General features: G+C 64.4%; 20 protein-coding genes. 7 read left to right on the forward strand and 13 right to left on the reverse strand.

Annotation, left to right across the window (positions count from 1 at the left end):
- Positions 1-12 precede the first annotated feature (12 nt).
- The 4 genes from mltG to LB518_RS02425 all read left to right on the forward strand — a co-directional run bounded on the left by mltG (position 13) and on the right by LB518_RS02425 (position 4,051).
- The gene (gene mltG, locus LB518_RS02410; protein WP_224572591.1) at positions 13-1,296 is read left to right on the forward strand and encodes an endolytic transglycosylase MltG; all 1,284 of its coding nucleotides are present in this window, start codon (positions 13-15) and stop codon (positions 1,294-1,296) included.
- Between the two features lie 140 nt (positions 1,297-1,436).
- On the forward strand, positions 1,437-2,324 hold the full coding sequence (locus tag LB518_RS02415) for a YicC/YloC family endoribonuclease (RefSeq protein WP_224572593.1): 888 nt from the start codon (positions 1,437-1,439) through the stop codon (positions 2,322-2,324).
- A 16-nt stretch (positions 2,325-2,340) separates the two neighbouring features.
- Positions 2,341-2,982, forward strand: a complete 642-nt coding sequence (gene gmk, locus LB518_RS02420) for a guanylate kinase (RefSeq protein ID WP_224572595.1) — start codon at positions 2,341-2,343, stop codon at positions 2,980-2,982.
- An 85-nt stretch (positions 2,983-3,067) separates the two neighbouring features.
- The gene (locus LB518_RS02425) at positions 3,068-4,051 is read left to right on the forward strand and encodes a methyltransferase (protein WP_224572597.1); all 984 of its coding nucleotides are present in this window, start codon (positions 3,068-3,070) and stop codon (positions 4,049-4,051) included.
- Positions 4,052-4,064: 13 nt separating this feature from the next.
- Here LB518_RS02425 and rsmA read toward each other — a convergent pair whose 3' ends face one another.
- The 6 genes from rsmA to lptF all read right to left on the reverse strand — a co-directional run bounded on the left by rsmA (position 4,065) and on the right by lptF (position 11,698).
- The gene (gene rsmA / locus LB518_RS02430; RefSeq protein ID WP_224572598.1) at positions 4,065-4,898 is read right to left on the reverse strand and encodes a 16S rRNA (adenine(1518)-N(6)/adenine(1519)-N(6))-dimethyltransferase RsmA; all 834 of its coding nucleotides are present in this window, start codon (positions 4,896-4,898) and stop codon (positions 4,065-4,067) included.
- Positions 4,895-5,956 carry a 4-hydroxythreonine-4-phosphate dehydrogenase PdxA gene (gene pdxA, locus LB518_RS02435; RefSeq protein ID WP_224572610.1) on the reverse strand — a complete coding sequence of 354 codons (1,062 nt, stop codon included), beginning with the start codon at positions 5,954-5,956 and terminating at the stop codon, positions 4,895-4,897. The genes rsmA and pdxA overlap by 4 nt, the downstream gene beginning before the upstream one ends.
- A gap of 6 nt (positions 5,957-5,962) precedes the next feature.
- Positions 5,963-6,907, reverse strand: a complete 945-nt coding sequence (locus tag LB518_RS02440) for a SurA N-terminal domain-containing protein (RefSeq protein WP_224572613.1) — start codon at positions 6,905-6,907, stop codon at positions 5,963-5,965.
- A gap of 113 nt (positions 6,908-7,020) precedes the next feature.
- Positions 7,021-9,420 (reverse strand): LPS-assembly protein LptD, encoded by a 2,400-nt coding sequence (locus LB518_RS02445; protein WP_224572615.1) that lies wholly within the window; start codon positions 9,418-9,420, stop codon positions 7,021-7,023.
- Positions 9,417-10,520, reverse strand: coding sequence for an LPS export ABC transporter permease LptG (lptG, locus tag LB518_RS02450; RefSeq protein WP_224572617.1), 1,104 nt, complete (start codon positions 10,518-10,520; stop codon positions 9,417-9,419). Before lptG ends, LB518_RS02445 begins: the two co-directional genes overlap by 4 nt.
- A 5-nt stretch (positions 10,521-10,525) precedes the next feature.
- Positions 10,526-11,698 carry an LPS export ABC transporter permease LptF gene (gene lptF / locus LB518_RS02455; protein WP_224572619.1) on the reverse strand — a complete coding sequence of 391 codons (1,173 nt, stop codon included), beginning with the start codon at positions 11,696-11,698 and terminating at the stop codon, positions 10,526-10,528.
- Between the two features lie 286 nt (positions 11,699-11,984).
- Here lptF and LB518_RS02460 point away from each other — a divergent pair, with 286 nt between their 5' ends.
- Positions 11,985-13,487, forward strand: a complete 1,503-nt coding sequence (locus LB518_RS02460; protein ID WP_224572621.1) for a leucyl aminopeptidase — start codon at positions 11,985-11,987, stop codon at positions 13,485-13,487.
- Between the two features lie 22 nt (positions 13,488-13,509).
- Positions 13,510-13,959, forward strand: coding sequence for a DNA polymerase III subunit chi (locus tag LB518_RS02465; protein ID WP_224572623.1), 450 nt, complete (start codon positions 13,510-13,512; stop codon positions 13,957-13,959).
- Between the two features lie 24 nt (positions 13,960-13,983).
- Here the strand turns inward: LB518_RS02465 and LB518_RS02470 are convergent, their stop codons facing one another.
- The 7 genes from LB518_RS02470 to LB518_RS02500 form a co-directional block, all read right to left on the reverse strand.
- Entirely contained in the window at positions 13,984-15,141 is a 1,158-nt protein-coding gene (locus LB518_RS02470; RefSeq protein WP_224572625.1) for a calcium:cation antiporter, read from the reverse strand.
- Positions 15,142-15,254: 113 nt separating this feature from the next.
- Positions 15,255-17,147 carry an ABC-F family ATP-binding cassette domain-containing protein gene (locus LB518_RS02475; protein ID WP_224572634.1) on the reverse strand — a complete coding sequence of 631 codons (1,893 nt, stop codon included), beginning with the start codon at positions 17,145-17,147 and terminating at the stop codon, positions 15,255-15,257.
- An 82-nt stretch (positions 17,148-17,229) separates the two neighbouring features.
- Entirely contained in the window at positions 17,230-18,072 is an 843-nt protein-coding gene (locus LB518_RS02480; protein ID WP_224572636.1) for a DUF4344 domain-containing metallopeptidase, read from the reverse strand.
- Positions 18,073-18,184: 112 nt separating this feature from the next.
- Entirely contained in the window at positions 18,185-18,460 is a 276-nt protein-coding gene (locus tag LB518_RS02485; protein WP_224572638.1) for a hypothetical protein, read from the reverse strand.
- A gap of 221 nt (positions 18,461-18,681) precedes the next feature.
- The gene (locus tag LB518_RS02490) at positions 18,682-19,179 is read right to left on the reverse strand and encodes a pyridoxamine 5'-phosphate oxidase family protein (protein WP_224572640.1); all 498 of its coding nucleotides are present in this window, start codon (positions 19,177-19,179) and stop codon (positions 18,682-18,684) included.
- An 88-nt stretch (positions 19,180-19,267) separates the two neighbouring features.
- The gene (locus LB518_RS02495; protein ID WP_224572642.1) at positions 19,268-19,645 is read right to left on the reverse strand and encodes a VOC family protein; all 378 of its coding nucleotides are present in this window, start codon (positions 19,643-19,645) and stop codon (positions 19,268-19,270) included.
- A gap of 15 nt (positions 19,646-19,660) precedes the next feature.
- Positions 19,661-20,182 (reverse strand): DinB family protein, encoded by a 522-nt coding sequence (locus LB518_RS02500; protein WP_224572644.1) that lies wholly within the window; start codon positions 20,180-20,182, stop codon positions 19,661-19,663.
- 183 nt (positions 20,183-20,365) lie between these two features.
- Here LB518_RS02500 and ndk point away from each other — a divergent pair, with 183 nt between their 5' ends.
- Positions 20,366-20,788, forward strand: coding sequence for a nucleoside-diphosphate kinase (gene ndk, locus LB518_RS02505; protein WP_073051018.1), 423 nt, complete (start codon positions 20,366-20,368; stop codon positions 20,786-20,788).
- The last annotated feature ends 20 nt before the right edge of the window (positions 20,789-20,808 follow it).

The raw sequence follows: 20,808 nt of genomic DNA on the forward strand, positions 1-20,808 counted from the left end.
TCAAGGGGTGTGATGAGCGATACCGAGCCGTCCGGCGCAGGCGATGACAAGGCGACCGAGGCTTCCGGCCGTCGTTCGAAGGGGTTCGGTTCGAGCCGCATCAATCCCAGGAGCCCGAGCGACGCCCTTCGTCCCGAACGGGTGCCCGGGCCGCCGCCGCGATCGCAGCAGGCGCGCCATCCGATCGTGCTCATCATGAATTTCGCGATGACGATCATCGTCGTCAGCGTGCTCGGTGCGGCGGGTCTGTTCTTCTTCGGCAAGATGCGTTTCGAAGAGCGCAGCCATTTTGATCAGCCACGCACCGTCATGATCGAGCGCGGCACCGGGCTTTCCGACATCGCCGAGCAGTTGCACGACCGTGGCCTGATCTCGTCGAAATGGATCTTCATCGTCGGCGTGCGGGCCTCCGCGCAGCAAGAGGCGCTGAAGGCTGGCGAATATCTCATTCCCGCCCATGCCTCGATGCGCGACATCATGAACGCCATGGTGAGCGGCAAGGGCATTCTTTATTCGATCAGCATCCCCGAAGGCCTGACCAGCAAGCAGATCGTCGACAAGCTCGACGCGGATCCCGTGCTTCTCGGCGCCGTGGAAAGCGTTCCGGCTGAGGGCAGCCTGCTGCCCGATACCTACCGCTACACGCGTGGCGACAGCCGCCAGAACATCATCGACCGCATGATGCGCGAGCACGATCGCGTCGTGACCACGGTGTGGAACGGCCGCGACAAGGATCTGCCGATCGCTTCCCCGGATGACCTCGTCACGCTGGCCTCGATCGTCGAGAAGGAAACGGGCATCGCCGACGAGCGCAGCCGCGTCGCTGCCGTGTTCATCAACCGGCTCAAGCAGAAGATGCGCCTGCAGTCCGATCCGACCGTGATCTATGGCGTTTATGGCGGTGACGGACTGCCGTCGGGCGTTTCGATCACCAAGGCCGATCTCGAGGCCGAGAACGACTACAATACCTACAAGATTACCGGTCTGCCGAAAGGGCCGATCGCGAATCCGGGCCGCGCGTCGCTTGCTGCTGCGGCCAACCCTTCGCGCACCAAAGATCTCTATTTCGTTGCCGACGGCAGCGGCGGGCATGCCTTTTCCGAGACCTATGCCGACCATCGCAAGAACGTCGCGCGCTACCGGGAAGTGATTGCGGACCAGAAGGCAAACGCTGCCGCGCCCGACGCGGCGGGGGCGGGCCCAGGCGACCAGGACGAGGCGCCGGTCGATGACCCGTCGGGGGACGCGCCGGCAGCCAAGAGCCCGGCCCCGAAAGCCAAGCCGGCGCAGCCGTGACGGCATTCGCGTAGCTCTGAGGACGACGGCGCCGCCGTGGATGCGCCGGCGCTGCTGGCTCGGCTTCAGGCGCTCTTGAGGCTGCCGGCCGCTGCGATTATGGTCGCCGCTCTCGCGGAGCGGAGCAATCGGACAATCGCATGACGCTGATGAGCATGACCGGCTTTGCCCGGGCCGCCGGAGCTGGTCTCGGCTATCGCTGGACGTGGGAGCTGCGGAGCGTCAACGGCAAGGGCCTTGATATCCGCCTCCGCCTGCCGCCCGGAGTCGATGCACTGGAACAGCCCGTGCGCGAGCGCATAGGGGCGCGGCTGCAACGCGGCAACCTTCAGGTCTCATTGAGCCTGCAGAAGGAAGAGAGTGCGACCCAGCTTCGCGTCAACGAGCCGCTGCTCGAGCAGGTGCTTGCCCTTCTCACACGGATCGGCGGTCGCATCGATGCGGCACCCGCGAGCCTCGACGGCATCCTCGCCATTCGCGGCATCCTTGAAACCGTCGATGCCGAGGATGATCCCGATAAGGCGGCCGAGCTTTTGCGGCTGCTGACTGCGGATTTCGATCGGGCGCTGGAAGACCTCGTGCAGGCGCGCGCCGGGGAGGGCGCCGCCATCGGCGCGGTGCTGAGGACGCGGCTGGTCGAAATCGATCGGCTGCGCCAAGCGGCCGAGGATTCGCCGGCGCGGACGCCGGAGGCCATTCGCCGCCGCCTCAAGGACCAGGTCGCCGCGCTGCTCGACGCCTCGATCAATCTCGACGCCGACCGCCTGCATCAGGAGGCAGCGCTCTTGGCGACGCGGGCCGATATCCGCGAAGAGCTCGACCGTCTCGCTGCCCATGTCGTTGCCGCTGAGAGCCTCCTGTCGCAAGGCGGCGCCGTCGGCCGCAAGCTCGATTTCCTCGCTCAGGAATTCAACCGCGAAACGAATACGCTCTGCTCCAAGGCCAATGATCGTTCGCTGACGGCAATCGGACTCGACATGAAGTCGACCGTCGATCAGTTGCGCGAGCAGATCCAGAACCTCGAATAGAAAGAAGACGCCGCCGATGTCGGATCTTGCAAAGCCCCCACGCCGCGGCCTCATGCTGGTGCTGTCCTCGCCCTCGGGTGCGGGCAAGTCGACCATCGCCCGCTATCTGATGGAAAGCGACAAGGACATCGTCCTGTCGGTTTCGGTGACGACCCGCGGCCGGCGCCCGAGCGAGATCGAGGGCGTGCATTATCATTTCATCGACCAGAAGGCCTTTGGCCTGATGCGCGACCGCGGCGAACTGCTCGAATGGGCCGAGGTGCACGGCAACTGTTACGGCACGCCGCGCGATCCCGTCGAGGCGGCGCTGACCTCGGGTAAGGATGTGCTGTTCGATATCGACTGGCAGGGCGCCGATCAGGTGGCGCGCGCGATGCCGGAAGATCTGGTGCGCATCTTCGTTTTGCCACCGAGCATGCGCGAACTCGCCTCGCGGCTCGAGCGGCGCGCCGAGGATACGCCCGAGGTGATCGCCAAGCGCCTCGCCAACGCGCGCTCCGAGATCGAGCATTGGCGGGACTACGACTATGTGATCATCAACAAGGACCTGCAGACTTCGCTGGAGAAGGCACGCGCCATTCTCTATGCGGAGCGCATGCGCCGTGCCCGCGATACGTATCTGGAGACCTTCGTCGCTGGATTGCTGTCGGAGACATGACGTAGCGGTGTTCAGCCGAATGACTGAATAGCCGGGCGGCGCGCCTGCAGTTAGCATCCGCGCGATGTCGCACCGGGGGGATGCTATGCAGGGCGCGCCAGAGGATAAAATTCTCGCAGCGATCACCGCGCATTGGCTGGCGCGTTGCGTCCATGTCATAGCCGAGGCCCGCATTGCCGATCATCTCGGCGCGGGAGCCGATGCTGTCGAGATGCTGGCCGCAAAGGCCGGGGTCGACGCGGACGCGCTCGATCGGATCATGCGTTATCTCGTCTCGTCGGGCATCTTCACGGCAGCGCCTGCGGGCTATGCCAATAACGAGGCCTCCGAGCTTCTGCGTTCCGATGAGCCAGGCTCGATGTGGGCCTATGCCTGCATGATCGGTTCGACATGGCAGTGGGAGTCCCTCGGCGCGCTGAGCCATACGCTCGCGACCGGCGAGACCGGGATGAGCCATGTCTTCGGTGTCGATAGTTTCGCCTATCTCGCCGATCACCCGTCCGATCAGGCCATGTTCGACGCGGCGATGCAGAGCAGGTCGCACCGCGACCTCGCGGCCGTCGTCGAAGCCGGCGACTTCAGCCTTTTTCCGGTGATCGCAGATATTGGCGGGGGCAACGGATCACTGCTGCGGGCGGTGCTCGATGCGGCGTCGCGGAGCCAGGGTATCCTGTTTGACCAGGCTCACGTCGTGAACAGCGCCCCTGCCCATTCGCGAATCGTCCCCGTCGGTGGCGATTTCTTTGTCGATGCGCTTCCGGCTGCCAACCTCTATGTGCTGCGACGGGTCATCCATGACTGGGGCGATGAAGCGGCGCTGCAAATTCTGGCAGCGATCCGCGCGGCGGCCGCGCCCGGCGCTCGATTGACGCTGATCGAGACGCCATTGCCCGAGGGACCGCAAATCCATCCCGGCAAGGCGCTCGACATCGTCATGTTGGCGGTGGTCGGCGGGCGCGAACGCACTGTCGCTGAATACCGATCGTTGATGAAGTCGACTGGTTTTCGCTTCGTCGGCGTGCGGGAAGCGACCTCGGGAACGGCCCTGATCGAGGGCGAGGCCGAATAAGGCCGCTGGATGGCTACCCGAGCGCGTTGGTCAGCCGAACGAAACCGGCAACGTCGATTTCCTCGGCGCGGGCCGTTTCCAGGATGCCGGCAGTGGCCAGAAGCGGCAGCGGATCGACGCCGAGGCTCTTCAGGCTCTGGCGCAGCATCTTCCGGCGTTGGCCGAATGCTGCGGCGGTGACCCGTTCAAGCTTCGCCATATCGGCGGGCAGCGGTGCCGGGCGCGGAATCATCTGAACGACCGAGGATGTGACTTTCGGCGGCGGCGTGAACGCTTTCGGCGAGATATCGAACAGGATATGCGCCTCGGTCCGCCATCCCGAGACGACACCGAGCCGGCCATAGGCGTCGTCATCAGGCGTCGCGACGATGCGTTCGGCCACCTCGCGCTGGAACATCAGCGTCAGGTTCTCATAAAAGGGCGGCCACGGGTCCGTCCTCAGCCAGCCGATCAGCAACGGCGTCGCGATATTGTAGGGGAGGTTTGCGACGATGCGCACCCGGCCCGTGGCGAGCGAGGCCATGTCGGTTGTCAGAGCATCACCCTCGATGACCTGAAGCCGCCCTGGATAATGCGCGGCGATCTCTTCCAGCGCGGCGATGCAGCGCCGGTCACGCTCGATCGCGATCACCTTGTCGGCGCCCTCGGCGAGCAGCGCCCGCGTCAGCCCGCCCGGACCGGGGCCGACCTCGATCACCGTCACGCCCTCCAGCGGCCCCGCGGCGCGGGCGATCCGGCCGGTCAGGTTGAGGTCGAGCAGGAAGTTCTGACCAAGCGCGCGAACCGCATTGAGGCGGTGCGCGGCGATAACCTCGCGCAGCGGCGGCAGGCCGTCGAAAGCCGTCACGCCGACAGCCTGGCGCTGTCAGTGTTTCCGGCGAGATGATCGGCTTCGTGGCGGGCGAGTTCGTCGGCAAGGCGCAACGCCGCGGCGAGGCTGGAGAAGTCGGCCTTGCCGGTTCCGGCGATGTCGAAGGCCGTGCCGTGGTCCGGCGATGTGCGGATGAAGGGCAGGCCGAGCGTCACATTGACCGTTTCGGAGAAGGCGACCGTCTTGGTCGGGATCAGCGCCTGATCGTGATACATGCACAGCGCGACGTCATAGCGCGCGCGCGCCTCGGCATGGAACATGGTGTCGGGTGCGAGAGGGCCGAAGGCGTCGATCCCCTCGGCCTGCAACCGGGCGACGGCCGGCGCGATCACCGCGGCGTCCTCGCTGCCCATGACGCCGCCTTCGCCGGCATGCGGATTGAGGCCGGCTACGGCAATGCGCGGCCGCGCGATGCCAAACCGCTGCCGCATTTCGCGATCGATGGTCCGGCCAGTGGCCAGCAGCAGGCTTTCCGTGAGAAGCCCCGGCACAGCCGAGATCGGCACATGGATGGTTGCGGGGACAGCGCGAAGGCCGGGCCCCGCCAACATCATCACAGGGCGCGCCGGAACGCCGTTCCACGCCGCCGAGAGCATGCCGAGGAATTCGGTATGGCCAGGATGCTGGAATCCGGCGTCGACGAGCGCCTTCTTGTTGATCGGGTTGGTGACGACGGCGGCGGCCAGGCCCGCACGCACGTCGCCGACGGCGCGCGCGATCGCCTCGATGACCCCATGTGCAGAGGCGCGTTCCGGCAGGCCGGGCTCAGCGGTGGAATGCGCTTCCAGGGGGACAACGGGGAGGGCACGATCGAAGGCCGCCGCAGCCTCGTCCGGCGTCACGACCTCGATCGGAATTTTGATGCCAATCCGCTCGGCCCTGCGCCGCATCGTGTCCGGATCGGCCAGGCAATAGAACACCGGCAGGTGGCGTTCATAGCGGGCAGCCCAGGCGGCGAGTGTGACGTCCGGGCCGATCCCCGCCGGCTCGCCCATCGTGAGGACAAGCGGGCGGAACGTGCTCAACTGATCCATGATCGCTCAGTTATAGACGATCTTGGCGTTGTCGCGAAGCTCTGCCTTGAACTTCGTTTCGAGGCCTTCCGTCTGCTGCTGCAGCAGCGTGCGCTCGGCATTGGCGCGGACGCCTGCCGTGCTCTGCACTTCCTTGACGTCGCAGACGGCGATGACTTCGACGCCGCGATCCGTGACACTCGGCTTCAGCGTGCCGCCGACCGGGGTCTTCATCAGATCCGCGGCGGCATCGCCCTCGACCTGCGTCGAGTCGCGACGGCCGATATCGAGCACGACGACGCCCTTGAGCGTCTTGGCGAGCGCGAGGCTGCCATCGCAACCCGGGAAGCGCTTGCGGAAGGACTCTGCCTCGGCCGTGCGGCGCCCGGCCATGCCGGCGGGCGACCCCTTCGGAATGACGAACACGATCTGCTGGAGTTTGAATTCCTTGATCGTCGCCGTGTCGGCCGAGACGCCTTCCTTGGCCATTTCGGCCTGGATATCGGACTCGGAGACATCCGGCTTCAGGCTCGAAGCCTTGGCGCGCAGCACCGTCGCCCACGTCATCTGACCGCGGAAAAACTTCCTCAGCGTATCGATTTGCACGCCCTGCTGATTGAGCGCTTTCTCGAATTGCGGGATCGACAGCTTGACCTGCTTGGCAATGCCGGCGATGCGCTCATTGATCTGTGCATCCGTCGGCAGCGTCAGGTTTGCGCGCTTGGCGACCTGATCGGCGAGCGACTCGTCGATCAGCTGGTCCAGCGCCAGCTTGTCACCCGACTTCTGGCGGAACAGCGTCAGCATCTTCACGCGCTGCTGCACGTCGTAATTGGTGATCGGCTGATCGTTGACGCTCGCGCGGACGGCCTGCTGCGCTTCGGCGCTGACCGTGCCGATGGCGACAGATCCGATGCCTGCCGCCGCAATCATCAGGGCCCCGACAATGCCGCGCATGGTTTCGATCCGCATCCGATTTCCTTCCCGCCGTCGTGCTGGCTTCCAGCGATCGCTTCTTTGCCGCCAGGATTGAACGCTAGACAAGGCAAATCCGGCGAAACGATGAAAAGCCCGCCAGCGTGACGTCAATTGCTGCTGCCGCTGATATCGCTCTGGAACTGCGTGCCGCCGAGGGTGCGCAACTGGAGGCTGACGATCAGCGACTTTGAGGTCTGCAGGTCCGTATAATCCTGCGTGACTTCACTATAGGCGATCGAGAACGTCGTGCACTCATCGTCATAGGCGATGCCTATGCTGTTGGCCGCGAGCTGCTTCTCCTCGAAATCCCACGCGATCGATCCGAAGACGCGCCAGGATTCGGTGAACTGCCAGCTCGCCTTGCCGCTGATCGTATCGGTCGGCGTGCCGCTGTTGGAACTGGCGATCGCCGGCTGCTCGCGAAGATACAGATACGATGCGGACGCGGTGACGTCGCCCATCTTGCCCGTCGCCGTGACCTGCGCCTGGTTGACGTCGAACGTCTCGGCATCGAAGCGCCCGCGTGCCGTGACGAAATAGCCGTGGCCCGAATCAAGGGTCATGCTGCCGACATAGTCGGATACGTCGTCTTCGAGGCCCGACACACTGCCCGTCTCGGTGATGTCGTTGACGGCAAAGGAGTTAAGGCCCGCGAGCTGATAGGATTGCCCGACGACACCCGAAATGGTGGCCATCGATCCGAGTTCGGCCGCATAGCGAAATCCGACATTGGCGCGTGTGCCGCCTTCGACGCGGTCATAGCCTGAGAATTTGTCCCAGTCGAACAGGGACGAATCGTCGAAGACCAGCGACTGCGCGTCTTCGTTCGGCAGGTTGCCGGCCAGTTGCTCGTCCGGGCGAACGATCACCTGCGCGATCGGCTCGAAGGTGAAGCTCGACGACATGCCGGCCGCAATGATCGGCCAGCGCCATTCGAGGCCAATGGCCGGCATGGCGCGGTAGTAGTCGCCATTGTCGTAGATGCCGGACAGGATCTCGTCCTGCGACAGGTAGAAGGCGTCGGCCTGCAGATAGGCGAAGGGCTTGAACACCATGCCAACGGGACCGATGGTCTGGCTCTGCCATGTCCAGTCGGTACTGGCGCGGTTGAAATTGCCTTTGAGGCCGAGGATCGCGTCGCCCCGCTCGCAGATGCCGTCGCCATTGGCGTCGACGCAATCCGTCTCATCGCGCGTCAGGCTGACGACATTGTTCTTCATTTTCAGCTGGCCGCCGAGAATGCTGTCGTCGAAGAGGTAGCTCTGGTCGACGACGGGCGCGACCAGCGGCTGGCGGCCCTGGTCATACTGGGCGCCGGTATCATTGGTCAGGACGCGAAAATAGTAGCCGCGCGCGTCGAAATAATTGGTCGCGCTGAGGCCAGTCAGGTGGACGGTCGAAACGGCGACGTCGGTCGAATTGTAGAGGACGTTGTAGTCGCGCGTGAAGGTCCGGTCGCTGAGCAGTGTTGCGTCCCAGCCAAAGGTCCAGAGGCGATTCAGGAAGAACGTGCCGGTGGTGCGCAGGCCGCCGCGCAATTGGACGTCGCCGGAATTGCGCGTGCCCTCCTCGACGAACGCTTCAGGGTCCAGCTGGTCGATGCCGGCCATGTGCAGCGTGTAGACGCCGTTATCGAGCCGGTGGCGCCATTCCGCGTCGAGCAGCAGGCCCTGCTTCGTGTAGGCAGCTGGAGAAAAGGTCAGGTCGTAATTCGGCGCCAACGCCCAGAAATAGGGAACCTTGGCGAAGGCGCCGAGCGCCGACTTGTAGCCGGCCGCCGGGAACAGGAAGCCGCTCTTGCGCTTGACGGTCGGATCCGGCGCCGAAAACGCGGGGAAATAGGCGACGGGAATGCCGAGGAATTCGAGCCGCGCCGAGCGGAAATAGATCATGTGCTCGTTGTGGTCGGCGATGATGCGTGCCGCCTTCACCTGCCAGACCGGCGCCTTTTGGGGCTTCTCCAGGCAGGGTTCGCAGGCGGTGTAGACGCCGCGATAGAAGGTGGTGGTCTTGCCGTCCTTGCGCAGCGCCTTCTCGGCCGCGAAATGCGTCTGCGAAGGCGTATCGAGCTTGAGCGCCGTAACGAAGCCAGTCGCGAAATCCTGCGTGATGTCGATCGTTTCGGCGTTGATGACGGCGCCGGTGCGGTCAACGATCTTCACGCCGCCTTCGGCGACCATCGTCTTGTTCTTCTGGTCGTAGGTAACCTTCTTCGCCTCGAGCGTGTAGCCGTCATAATAAATCTTGACGCCACCAACGGCCGAAACGGTCGACTTGTCATAGTCGTAGTCGAGCCGGTCTGACTCGAGCAGCATCTGCTCGCCGGGCGTCGGCTTGAAACTATCGTCCGAGCCAAAGCCGAGAGAGCCAGGATTCGACTGTGCAAAGGCGGAACCGGCCGGTGCTGCGAAGACGGTGAGGAGACCGAGCGCCAGCATCGCGGCGCAGCGACGGAGGGATCCGGCGACACCGCGTGCTTGTCGGCTGGGAACGGAAACCCCGATCATCCGTCCTCCCGATAAAGCAACACTGTGACACTCGCGAGCGAAGCAACGACCGACGGAAACCAAGCCGCGATCGCCGGTGCGACGATCCCGCTCCTGCCGAGTCCGATCGCCAGTTCTGTGACGACATAAAGCACGAAGCCCACGATCACACCAGTCAGAATTACCTGCCCGAGATCACGGGAACGGGAGAAGCGGAGCGACACCGTGGCCGCCACCAGAACCATCGCCAGGAACAGTAGCGGCTGAGCCAGGAGGGACTGGAAACGCATCTCGTAACCGGCGCTGGGAACGCCGGCTTTACGAGATATTTCAATGAATTGCGGCAGAAGCCAGAAGGAGATTGTCTGCGGATCGGCGAGTTGCTGAGACACCTGGTCTGGCCCCAGATCGGTGGCGAGGCGGGTCTCTTCGAAGGTCTCGGGACGGACGCCGGACCGCGTGATCGTGCCGTGGCTCAGGAGCCACTCTCCACTGGAATATTCGGCCGAGCGTGCGTCGATGCGATGGTCGAGCGCGCCGCTCGGATCGAACACGAACGCCGACACGCCGGAAAGCGACAGGCCCTTGTTGAAACTGTTCTTCGCGCCGAGAATCGAATTCCCGTCGCGGCCGGATTGTCGGATCCAGATCGGCTTGTTCTGCTGGTTCGTCCCGCCATCGGCGCCAAGCGCGCCGTCGGCGGCACTATTGAGGATGGCGATCGATTCTTCCTTCAGCCCCGTCGCGACCGGATTGAACACGGTGGTCGCGAAAATCCCGAACAGCACGGCGACGAGACCGGCCGGCAGCACGAATTGCCAGGCGGACAAGCCGGAGGCCCGCGCGACGACAAGCTCCAGCTGTCGGTTGGCGAGCACGAAGCTCGCCATGGCGGCAAAGAGGATCGTGAAGGGCAGGGCGCGCTCGATCACGGTCGGGACGCGGGTCAGTGACACCATGAGATAGATGAGGGCGTCGAAATTCGAGCGCTGCACGGCGCGCCGGGCGAGTTCAAGATAGTCGATGAAGGCGATGAGCACGAACACGACGAGGAAGATGATCAGAGTCATCTTCGCAAAGCGCCGGGCGAAATAGATCGTGAGCGTCGGATTGCGGAACATGATGCTCAGGCCCGGCCGCCCGCCTGCTGCCGGCGTGGCAACAGCCGCTGGATCAGTTCGATCGCCATTGTGCCGAGCCCCTCGGAGGCCGCGAAGCGGAAGCCTTTCAGTGTCGCGGCCAGCGAAAGGGCGATGCCGCCGAGCGGCAGGACATAGAGCAGCGGGATCAGATAGGTCTCGGTCGCGGCCAGCCCGGCAAGGATGAGGCCTGCGACGCGGATGGCGACGGCGACGAGCACGGTCGAGAGGATCAGCACCCCCCGTCCCTGGCGCGTCGTCTGGGCCTGGCCGAGCGCCATCACCGGCAGCATCGCGAACAGGAGCGTATAGAGCGGCGAGGATATGCGGTCGTTGAGTTCGGCTGCGAACGAGCCGGGCCGCTTCTGGAATTCGGGGTCGTTGGGGGCCGGATTGACGAGATAGCTCGTGCTCCGCTCGGAGGCGTTATAGGCCGGCAGGCTGCCGGCGCTGCCGAAGGTCGACATGTCGAAGGCGTAGGATTCGAACTGGATGATCGACATCGAATCCTTCTCGATCGAGCGCTGCTGGATGGTGCCATTGCGCATGACGAGGAACGTGCCGAGCGGGTTCTTGAGAATGATGCCCTGGCCGGCGACATAGACCGTGCTCTGCGTCTTGTCGCGCTCGTCCTGGATGAAGATGCCCTCGAGAGTTCCATCCGGCTTGCGGTCGCGGATATGGAACACGAGATCATCGCCGATCGGCACGAAGGCGCCTTCCTGAATGAAGGTCGAGACGAAATCCGTGTTGATATTGGTGATCATCTCGCGCGCCGCTTGCAGCGAGCGCGGCACGAGATAAAGCGACATCACGCCGACGACGATCATGGCGAGACCGCCGAGCGCAAGGGCTGGCTTCAGCAGCGTGACGGGGGAGGCCCCGCTCGCATTGACGATCACAAGTTCCGAATCGGCGTTGAGCTGGTTGAGCGTATAGATCACGCCGACAAGCACCGCGACGGGGCAGACGATCAAGAGCAGGCCAGGGAAGATCAGTCCCGACACCTGGACGAAGGTCACGAAGCTCTGGCCCTGAGTCGTGATCAGGTTGAGCTCGCGCAGGGCCTGGCTGAGCCAAACAGTGCCCGAAAGGCCGCCAAGGCTGAGCAGGAAGGCCGCCAGCATGCGCTTGAAGATGTATCGCCCGATCAGCGTCATTTCAGGACCGAGTGTTCCTTCTCGCGGCCAATGCGGGCGTTACAATCGGAGCAAGCGCGGCCGAAATAAGACCGGACCCGAATCCCTTCCCGGCGCGCATTGTCATCCGCTCTCATGCCTGAACCATCGCGGTAAATGATCAGCCAAGGAACATCCTTAGCGAATGGTAAACGTCTAGCCTGAACCGCAAGCTCTTGCCATAGATGGCGAAGCGGCGGCAAAGTGCGCGCTTCTGCCGGCTGCATTTTCCCCGCGGTGCGGCACCCAGTCGCGCGGAATCCCATTCATGGCAAAACGTCCTTCGATCTCGTTCTCCAAGTCGCTTGAGCCGGCCGAGGGCGACACGCTCGTCATCTTCACTGACGAGAGCCTGGCGCTTACGGAATCCGCAGCAGCGCTGGGGATCGGCGATCTCGTGGCCCGCGCTGCCGCCACGGCGCAGTTCAAGGGCAAGGGGTTCGCGCATCTCGATCTGCTGGCGCCGTCTGGCGTCGCCGCATCGCGCATTCTCGTCTTCGGTCTCGGCAAGGCGGAGGCGCTGAAGGAGGTCGATTGGTCGCGGCTCGGTGGCGCCGTCATGGGTGCGCTGCGCAAGGGCGAGAGGGCTATCCTTCTGGCCGGTCGCCCCGACGCCGTTGCCATCACGCCAGCCGAGGCAGCCGAGATCGCGCTCGGCGCTCTGCTCCGCTCCTATACGTTCGATCGCTACAAGAGCCGCAAGGCGGACGAGGACGACAAGGAGCAGAAGAGCGCACCGTCGCTCACGATCGTCCACGCCGAGGCCGGTAAGGCGAAGAAGCTCTGGTCGGGCCGCGCCGCTGTCGGCGAGGGCGCCTTGATTGCGCGCGATCTGGTCAATGAGCCCGCCAATGTCCTCGGCACGCTCGAATTCGCGGAGAAGGCGGCGGCGCTGGCTGAACTCGGCGTCACCATCGATATTCTGACCGAGAAGCAGATGAAGAAGCTCGGCATGCGCGCGCTGCTCGGCGTCGCGCAGGGCTCCGTGCGACCGCCGCGCCTCGTCGTGATGCATTGGAACGGCTCGAAGACGCAAGAAAAGCCGATTGCCTTCGTCGGCAAGGGCGTCGTCTTCGATACGGGCGGCATCTCGATCAAGCCGGCCGGCGGCATGGAGGACATGAAGGGCGACATGGGCGGCGCCGCGGCTGTCGTCGGGCTCATGCATGCGCTGGCAAGCCGCAAGGCGAAGACCAACGCAATCGGCGTCATCGGCCTCGTCGAAAACATGCCGGATGGCAATGCGCAGCGGCCGGGCGATATCGTGGAAGCCGCCTCGGGCGTCACCATCGAGATCATCAACACGGACGCCGAGGGTCGCCTCGTGCTGGCCGACGCGCTCTGGTATGTGCAGAAGACCTATGATCCCAGCCTTATCATCGATCTCGCGACGCTGACCGGCGCCATCATCGTGGCGCTCGGCCATGATCATGCAGGCCTTTTCGCCTCCGACGACGCGCTGGCGAGCCAGCTCTTGAGCGCCGGCCTCGTCACGGGCGAGAAGGTCTGGCGCATGCCGCTCGGCGCTGCCTATGACAAGCAGATCGAATCGAAATTCTGCGACATCAAGAACACCGGCGGCCGCGATGCCGGCTCCGTCACGGCGGCGCAGTTCCTGCAGCGCTTCGTCAAGGACGGCACGCCCTGGGCGCATCTCGACATCGCGGGTACGGCGATGGGGTCGCCGCAGACCGAGACCAACCGCTCCTGGGCCTCGGGCTGGGGCGTGCGGCTGCTCGAGCGCTTCGTTGCCGACAATCACGAGGATTGATGGCAGGGCAGGAGCCGCGGCGATGACCGAGGTGCTCTTTTATCATCTGGAGCGGCAGCCGCTCGATGCGGTCCTGCCGCCGATGCTGGAGAAATGCATCGAGCGTGGCTGGCGGGTCGTCGTCGAGGCTGGCACGCCGGAGCGCGTCGATGCGCTCGATGCGCTCCTCTGGACGTTTCGCGAGGAAGCATTCCTGCCGCACGGGACGGCGCGTGAGCCGAATGCCGCGCTGCATCCCGTGGTGCTCGCCAGCGAAACCGTCAATCCGAATGGCGCGACAGTCCGGTTTGCCGTGGACGGTGCGCCGCTCGGGCCGGCGGACGGCTTCGACCGTGCCATTTTGATCTTCGATGGCAATGACCAAGATGCGCTGGCCCGCGCCCGCGACGACTGGCGTCGCGCCAAGGCCGAGGGGCATGCCGCGACCTATTGGCAGCAGTCGGCAAATGGCCGCTGGGAAAAGAAGGCCTGACGCGCTGCTTCGGCGTCACGCCGTTCAGGGGACGGCGATCAGCAGCAGATAGGCGACGAAGATAACCAGGTGAACGCCGCCCGTGAGCGCGTTGGTCCTTCCGGTGCCGAAGCTGACCATGCTGATCAGCAAAGCGAGCGCGAGCAGCACGATATCCCCGGTTGCCAGACCAAGCGTGATCCCGCGACCGGTGATGAGGCTGGCAGCGGCGACGACCGGTATGGTGAGGCCGATCGTGGCGCAGGCGGAGCCGAGCGCGATGTTGAGGCTTCGCTGAAGCTCGTTGCGATATGAGGCCCTGATCGCTGAAATGGCCTCAGGCAGGAGCACCAGCGTTGCAATGAACGCGCCGACGATCGCATCCGACTGTGGAACCTGAAGCGCGCCGAGCCCCTGTTCGATGCCGGCCGCGACATATTCGGCCAGCATGACGATCCCGACCAGGCCGAGAATCAGCAGCAACAGCCGCACCGGCAGGCTGGACGGCGCCGCGGCGCCGCCGGCGTGGTCCGGCGGAGCCAGCGCATCGACAAAGTCTTCGCGGTGCCGCGTTATTTGAGCCAGGAGGAAGCTGCCATAGAGGAGCAGGCAGAGCAGGCTCACCAGGGCCAGCTGCAGCGTCGAGAAGTTGCCGGGACCCGCGGTCAACGTGAAATCAGGCAGCACGAGCGTCAGGACGGAGAGCGCGATGACGACGGCGAGAAGGGCACTCGTACCCTGCCGTTTGAGATCCTGCTCCCGGTGCCTGAGGCCGCCCATCGTGAGGCAGATGCCGACGACGCCGGCCGAGACGATCATCACGGTCGAAAACACCGATTCGCGCGCCAGCGTCGGATTGTTGGCGCCGTGCATCATCATCGAGACGATGACCGAGGCCTCGATGGCGGTGACTGCGATGGTCAGGATCAGCGTTCCGTAGGGCTCGCCGACCCGATGCGCCACGGCCTCGGCATGGCCGAGCACCACGAACACCGTAATGATCATCACGGCGACGACGCCCACGGAGAGGGCAATCTCCATCGTCAGCGGCAGGGCCTCGATGACGGTATCGGACAGGTGCAGCACCACCGCGAGGACGAGAGCGATCAGCGGAAAGAGCAGAGACGGCACTGTGAGCCGTGAAGGCGCGTGCGGGTGGCCCGCTGGCACTGCAGCCTCGGCCACGCCCTGATCCTGCGACATCTGTTCGCCCTCAACCCGCATGACAGTTCACGCCTTCGGCCAGCCTCGACTTCGCAGTGTTCCGGTCCGCGTCAACCCGTTGCAGCCCTGTTGCAAGGGAAGGGCGCACCGCCTCAGGCGTCGGAAACGGCGGCCTCGAAATCGGCCGACATTTCCAGCCAGTTCTCTTCACAGGCGGCGAGCTTCCTCGCCGCCTCGGCCCGGTCGCGTGCCAGGCTGGTGGCCTTGGCCGGATCGCGCACATAAAGCGCAGTGTCGGCCAGCGCCGTATCGAGCTTTTGAATCTCTTTCTGAAGTTTTTCCATCAAGGATTCGGCATCCTTGATCTTTTTTCGCAAGGGGGCGAGTTCGGCGCGACGCTGCGCCGATTCCTTGCGCCGTTCCTGCGCAGACGAACCCTTGTCCTGCTCGCTCTCCCTCCGGTCGCCATTGCCAGCATCCGGACCTTGCACGATCAGGCGGCGATAATCGTCCATGTCGCCATCAAAAGGCGCAACGCCGCCATTGCCGACCAGCAGCAGCCGGTCGACGGAGGCTTCGATGAGGTGGCGGTCGTGGCTGATCAGGATCACCGCGCCGGGATAATCATTGAGCGCTTGGACCAGCGCTTCGCGACTGTCGATGTCGAGATGGTTGGTGGGCTCGTCGAGGATGAGCAGATTGGCGCCACGGAACGTGGCGAGGCCGAGCAGCAGACGCGCCCGTTCGCCGCCTGAAAGCTCCCGCGCCGGCGTATCCATCTTGGCGGTCGGAAAGCCCATGCCGCCGACCCGGGCACGCACCTGCGTCTCCGTCGCCTCGGGCATCAGCGTGCGGATGTGCTGGACGGCCGAATCGGCCGGACGAAGATCATCAAGCTGGTGTTGCGCGAAGAAGGCGATCTCCAACCGGTCGGCGCGTCGCATCGTGCCGGACATCGCCGGCATGCGGCCGGCCAGCAGCTTCGCCAGCGTCGACTTGCCATTGCCATTGGCGCCGAGCAGCCCGATCCGATCCTCGGTGTCGATCCGAAGGTCGAGCCGCTTCAGGATCGGCTTGCCCGCCTCGTAGCCGACCGAAACGTCGTCGAGTGCGATGATCGGCGGCGCCAGGATTCGTGCCGGCGGCGGAAACGAGAACGGCGTCACGTCCTCGTTCATCAGCGTCGCGATCGGCTGCATCCGCTCCAGCGCCTTCATGCGCGATTGCGCCTGGCGGGCCTTCGAGGCCTTGGCCTTGAAGCGATCGACGAAGGCCTGGAGATGCTTGCGCTGCTCCTCCTGCTTCTTCACCTGCTTCTGCAGCAGCGCCTGCTTCTCGCGCCGCTGGCGGTCGAAACTGTCATAACCGCCGCGATAGGCGACGAGTTTGCCGGCGTCGAGATGGACGATCATGTCGACCGCGCGGTTAAGCAGGTCGCGATCGTGGCTGATCAGGAAAACCGTGTGCGGATAGCGCGCGACATAATTCTCGAGCCACATCGTACCTTCGAGATCGAGATAGTTGGTCGGCTCGTCGAGCAGCAGCAGGTCCGGCTCGGCAAACAGCACGGCGGCGAGTGCGACGCGCATGCGCCAGCCGCCTGAAAACGCCGAGCAGGGGCGCTGCTGGGCGGCCTTGTCGAAGCCGAGGCCGGAGAGGATGGTGCCGGCCCGTGCTTCTGCGGCATGGGCGCCGATATCGGCGAGGCGGATCTGGATTTCGGCGATCCGGTGCGGGTCGGTGGCGTGCTCGGCTTCCTTCATCAGCGCCGCACGCTCGATGTCGGCGGCGAGCACGAAGTCGATCAGCGCCTGTTCGGTGCCTGGCGCTTCCTGCGCGACCTGACCGATGCGCACGCCGCGCGGCAGACCGATCGAACCGCTCTCAGGCGCGATGTCGCCGGTGACGAGCTTGAACAGCGTGGTCTTGCCGGCGCCGTTGCGGCCGACGAATCCGGCCTTCACGCCATCGGGCAACGCGATGCTCGCGCCTTCCAGAAGCGTTCGGCCGGCGATGCGATAGGTGACTTCGTTGACATGCAGCATGGTCGGCTAGATGCCGTGCCGCGCTCTCCGATGCAAGCGCGCGAATGGCTTTCGCATGCAAACGCGCCGCGAGAGTGGCGGATCAGTTGCGCCGTTCGATATCGCGCATGATGAGATGGGCATGGGCGGTCGAAAGTTCGTAGCAGAGCACGAGCTCGTTGGCTTTCTGGTCGTAACGCGTGGTCGGCACGCCGCAATTCTCGGCGCGCAGCGACGGCGGCGCGGCAAAGGCGAAGCGTCCCGCGAGCTTCTCGGCCACTTCCTCCAGAACGCGGTTGTCCTCGAGAATGGTCGCAGCGGCTCCGTCGGCATCGTCAGCCTGATCGTAACGGGTGGCCAAGGCTGCCGGCGCAGGGCCGGGCTTCGGAATCGCAGCGAATGCCGTCGACCACGCAGCCTGTTCGCGCTTCCATGTCGCGCCGCAGAGGCGCTTCTGCGCGGCGTCGAGACCGGCGGCGTCCGCGATATCGGCGAAGCCCTGCGGATCAGCGCCGACGAGGTCGCAGACAAGCGCAGCCGCGCGCTCCGCGTCTACAGCATGCGGATCAAGCTGCGACAGGGTTGGCGCGGCGATGGAAAGAGTATCGACGCGTGAAAGCTTGAAGCTGTCGATGGCATCGACAATCGTTTGATCGCCGGCGCCGGAGCGGGGATCGAGAAGCATGAGGGCCGCGAACGCATCTGCCGTTCGTTCGGGATTGCCGATGCCCTTTGGCACGGCGCCGTCATGCTGCATCAGCATGTGGCCGGCCTGATGGTAGAGCGCGAACACCGCATTGCCGACCACAAAGTCGACAATCTCCGCCATGTCGTCATCCGTCATGGCATGAGGCGTCATCGGCTCGATCATCGGGGCTGCCGCTTGGCAGGCCATAGTCGATCCCAGAAGCGCCGCGATGATGATGGGAAGGACGGTCCGCGCCATGGTGACTCGCTTATATGCACTGCAGCGAGTTCTGCGCTGGGAAGCCTGGATTGACAAGCGACGCCCGTCACTAGCCCCATCTTTTTAGCTGGCCTGTACCCACTCTCGGGGATCAGGGATAGACGAAAGCCGGCTTAGTCTCTTCTTCCTCATAGCGCCCGATGCCGGCATAGGTCGCGGCGAGCAGGCCGAGGACGAGACAGGTGAGGGCGAGCGGCTCATTCCACAGCATGTCGTAAACGCTGCCGTTCATCCAATCGGCGGGCGGCGGGCCGATGCCGACCGTTTCCAGAACATCGCCGAGCGAAGCGCTGATCCAGTTGCCTTGCGTCACGTAGACGAAACCCTGGATCGCAATGACGAGCGCAGTGATCTCGAAGCAGATCATTGAAACAATCGGAAGAACAGTGTTGGTAAAGTACCGGTTCATACCCGCCACCTTTTTCGTTCCATTTCGGGTAATCAACGGAATGGCCGGATTCAGGTTTCTTCAATCATGTTTCACGCCGTCGTGATGGCCGCGGCCCGCCCGGAAACAAATTCGCCCGGCCCTCCGCAGGGAGGGCCGGGCGCACGCATCTCATGAACATGGATGGCAGGTGAGGGGCGCTACAGCGCCACCTTGGCATGTTCACCCACGGCCGGCTTCGTACCCGTCACCGCGGCGGTCAGCATCACCGCCGATGCGACCAGTGAATTGCCGGAGTCCCAGTATTCCGCGCGGGAGGGAATAACGGTGAGCAGCCGAATCGCCGGATCATCAGCAGAGTCCCACCACGCCTTGGCGAAAGGCGACCACAACTCCTTGATCTTGGCGCGATCATTCGAGATCGCGGCCGCACCATGAACGACTACATATTTCGGATGGTCGGCAAAGCCGAGCGAGACATCGGGCGACTGGGTGAGGTGGTCATATCGCGTGCCATTATCGTCGACGAGGAAGTAGATCGCGTTCGCCTCCCTGTCGACATTCGCGGTCAGCGGCCACTGCGCGATCGTGTTGCCATCGCGGGCCGTGTAGAGCGCGAACTGGATCTTCTCGGCGAGCTTCCAGACATGGGATTCGAGTTCGGCTTGCGTCTTGCCGGTGTCTTCTTCATTGGCCATTGCGGTCTCCTTGGTTAGGCTGGGAGAACGCGAAGCCGTTGCGATGGTTGCCACCTCGGACCGCGGCATCCACTACGGTGGCGGTCGATCAAGGCCAGTCGGTGATGCAGAACTGGTTGCCCTCGGGATCGGCCAGCACCGTATAGTCAGCCTCTGTCCGTCGTATCGTGGCGCCGAGTGCCAGCAGCCTCGCGACTTCCCTCGGGCGGTCCGGTGCGTGGAGGTCGAGATGCACGCGGTTACGATAGGGCCGCGGTCCTGGCCTTTTGTGGAAACAAAGGACCGGCCCCGGTCCATCGAGCATGACGACCGGATCGGTTTCCGGCGTCAGGCCGAGCGCTGCCAACCGCGCGATCTCCGCGTCGTCATAAGCGCGGACATGGTATCCCTCCGCGACTTGCTCCCAGAACCGGGCGAGCTGTGACGGCCGGTCGGCGTCGAACACAATCTCCTTGAGACGGGCCATGGCACGATCCGGTTCTTAGTTTGGCACCACCCCAAAGCCGCTGGCACGCTGGAACACCGCGAGATCGAGCGGCTCGACGGCATCCTGCCCGGCGAGCCGCGTCAACAGTGCCGTTGCTTGTCCGCGGTGATGGGTCTGGTGGTTGAAGAAGTGAGCGAGGAGGGCGCCGAGTTGCTGGGTGAAAGTGCCCGTCGCGGTGAGGGGACCATAGGTGAGCGGCGTGAGCAGGGCCGCCTCGTCGAGCCCTTCGACGAAGGCGATGATGCGTGCGTCCTCCGCGTTCCGAAGCGCAGTAAGTTGGTCCAGATGCTCGGCGAGGGTCTCGTCGAGACGGGTTGGCTTCGGACCCTCGCCGGTGAAGCGGCGCATCCATATCTGGTCCGCGACGAGAATATGGTTGAGGGTGCCTGCAAACGAGCGGAAGAACGCGCCCTGGTCGGCGTGAAAGTCAGCGTCGGACAGCAGCCGCGCCGCGCGATAGACGCGCTCGTTCGCCCAGCGATTATAGTGGGCGAACATCATGAAATGGGCCTTCAAGGCATGTCTCCTGCCGGTCCCCGGAGAGCGCCGGTCTTCATATGAACGTGCCGGCTTCGCGCACGATCTTAGGGTCAGGTGCCGAGCCTCGCAATTGCCGGGCTTATCGGGCTGCCCTTGCCGCAATGCAGCGCCGCCGCTATACAGCGCGCGAATTTCCCCAATCGAGGATGAAGACGGATTATGGCGATCGAACGCACCTTTTCGATGATCAAGCCCGACGCGACCAAGCGCAACCTGACCGGCAAGATCGTCGCCAAGCTGGAAGAGGCCGGCCTGCGCGTCGTCGCCTCGAAGCGCGTCTGGATGTCCAAGGCGCAGGCCGAGGGCTTTTACGCCGTGCACAAGGATCGTCCGTTCTTCGGCGAACTGGTTGAGACGATGACTGCCGGCCCGACGGTCGTGCAGGTTCTCGAAGGCGAGAACGCCATCGCCAAGAACCGCGAAGTGATGGGCGCCACCAACCCGGCCAACGCCGCCGAAGGCACGATCCGCAAGGAATTCGCGCTGTCGATCGGCGAGAATTCGGCCCATGGCTCTGACGCCCCGGAGACGGCTGCGCAGGAGATCGCCTACTGGTTCTCGGGTGTCGAGATCGTCGGCTGATCGCAGTCGGGCCATCTGAT

The sequence above is a fragment of the Mesorhizobium sp. BR1-1-16 genome (genome assembly GCF_020165495.1).
Lineage (GTDB): Bacteria > Pseudomonadota > Alphaproteobacteria > Rhizobiales > Kaistiaceae > Kaistia.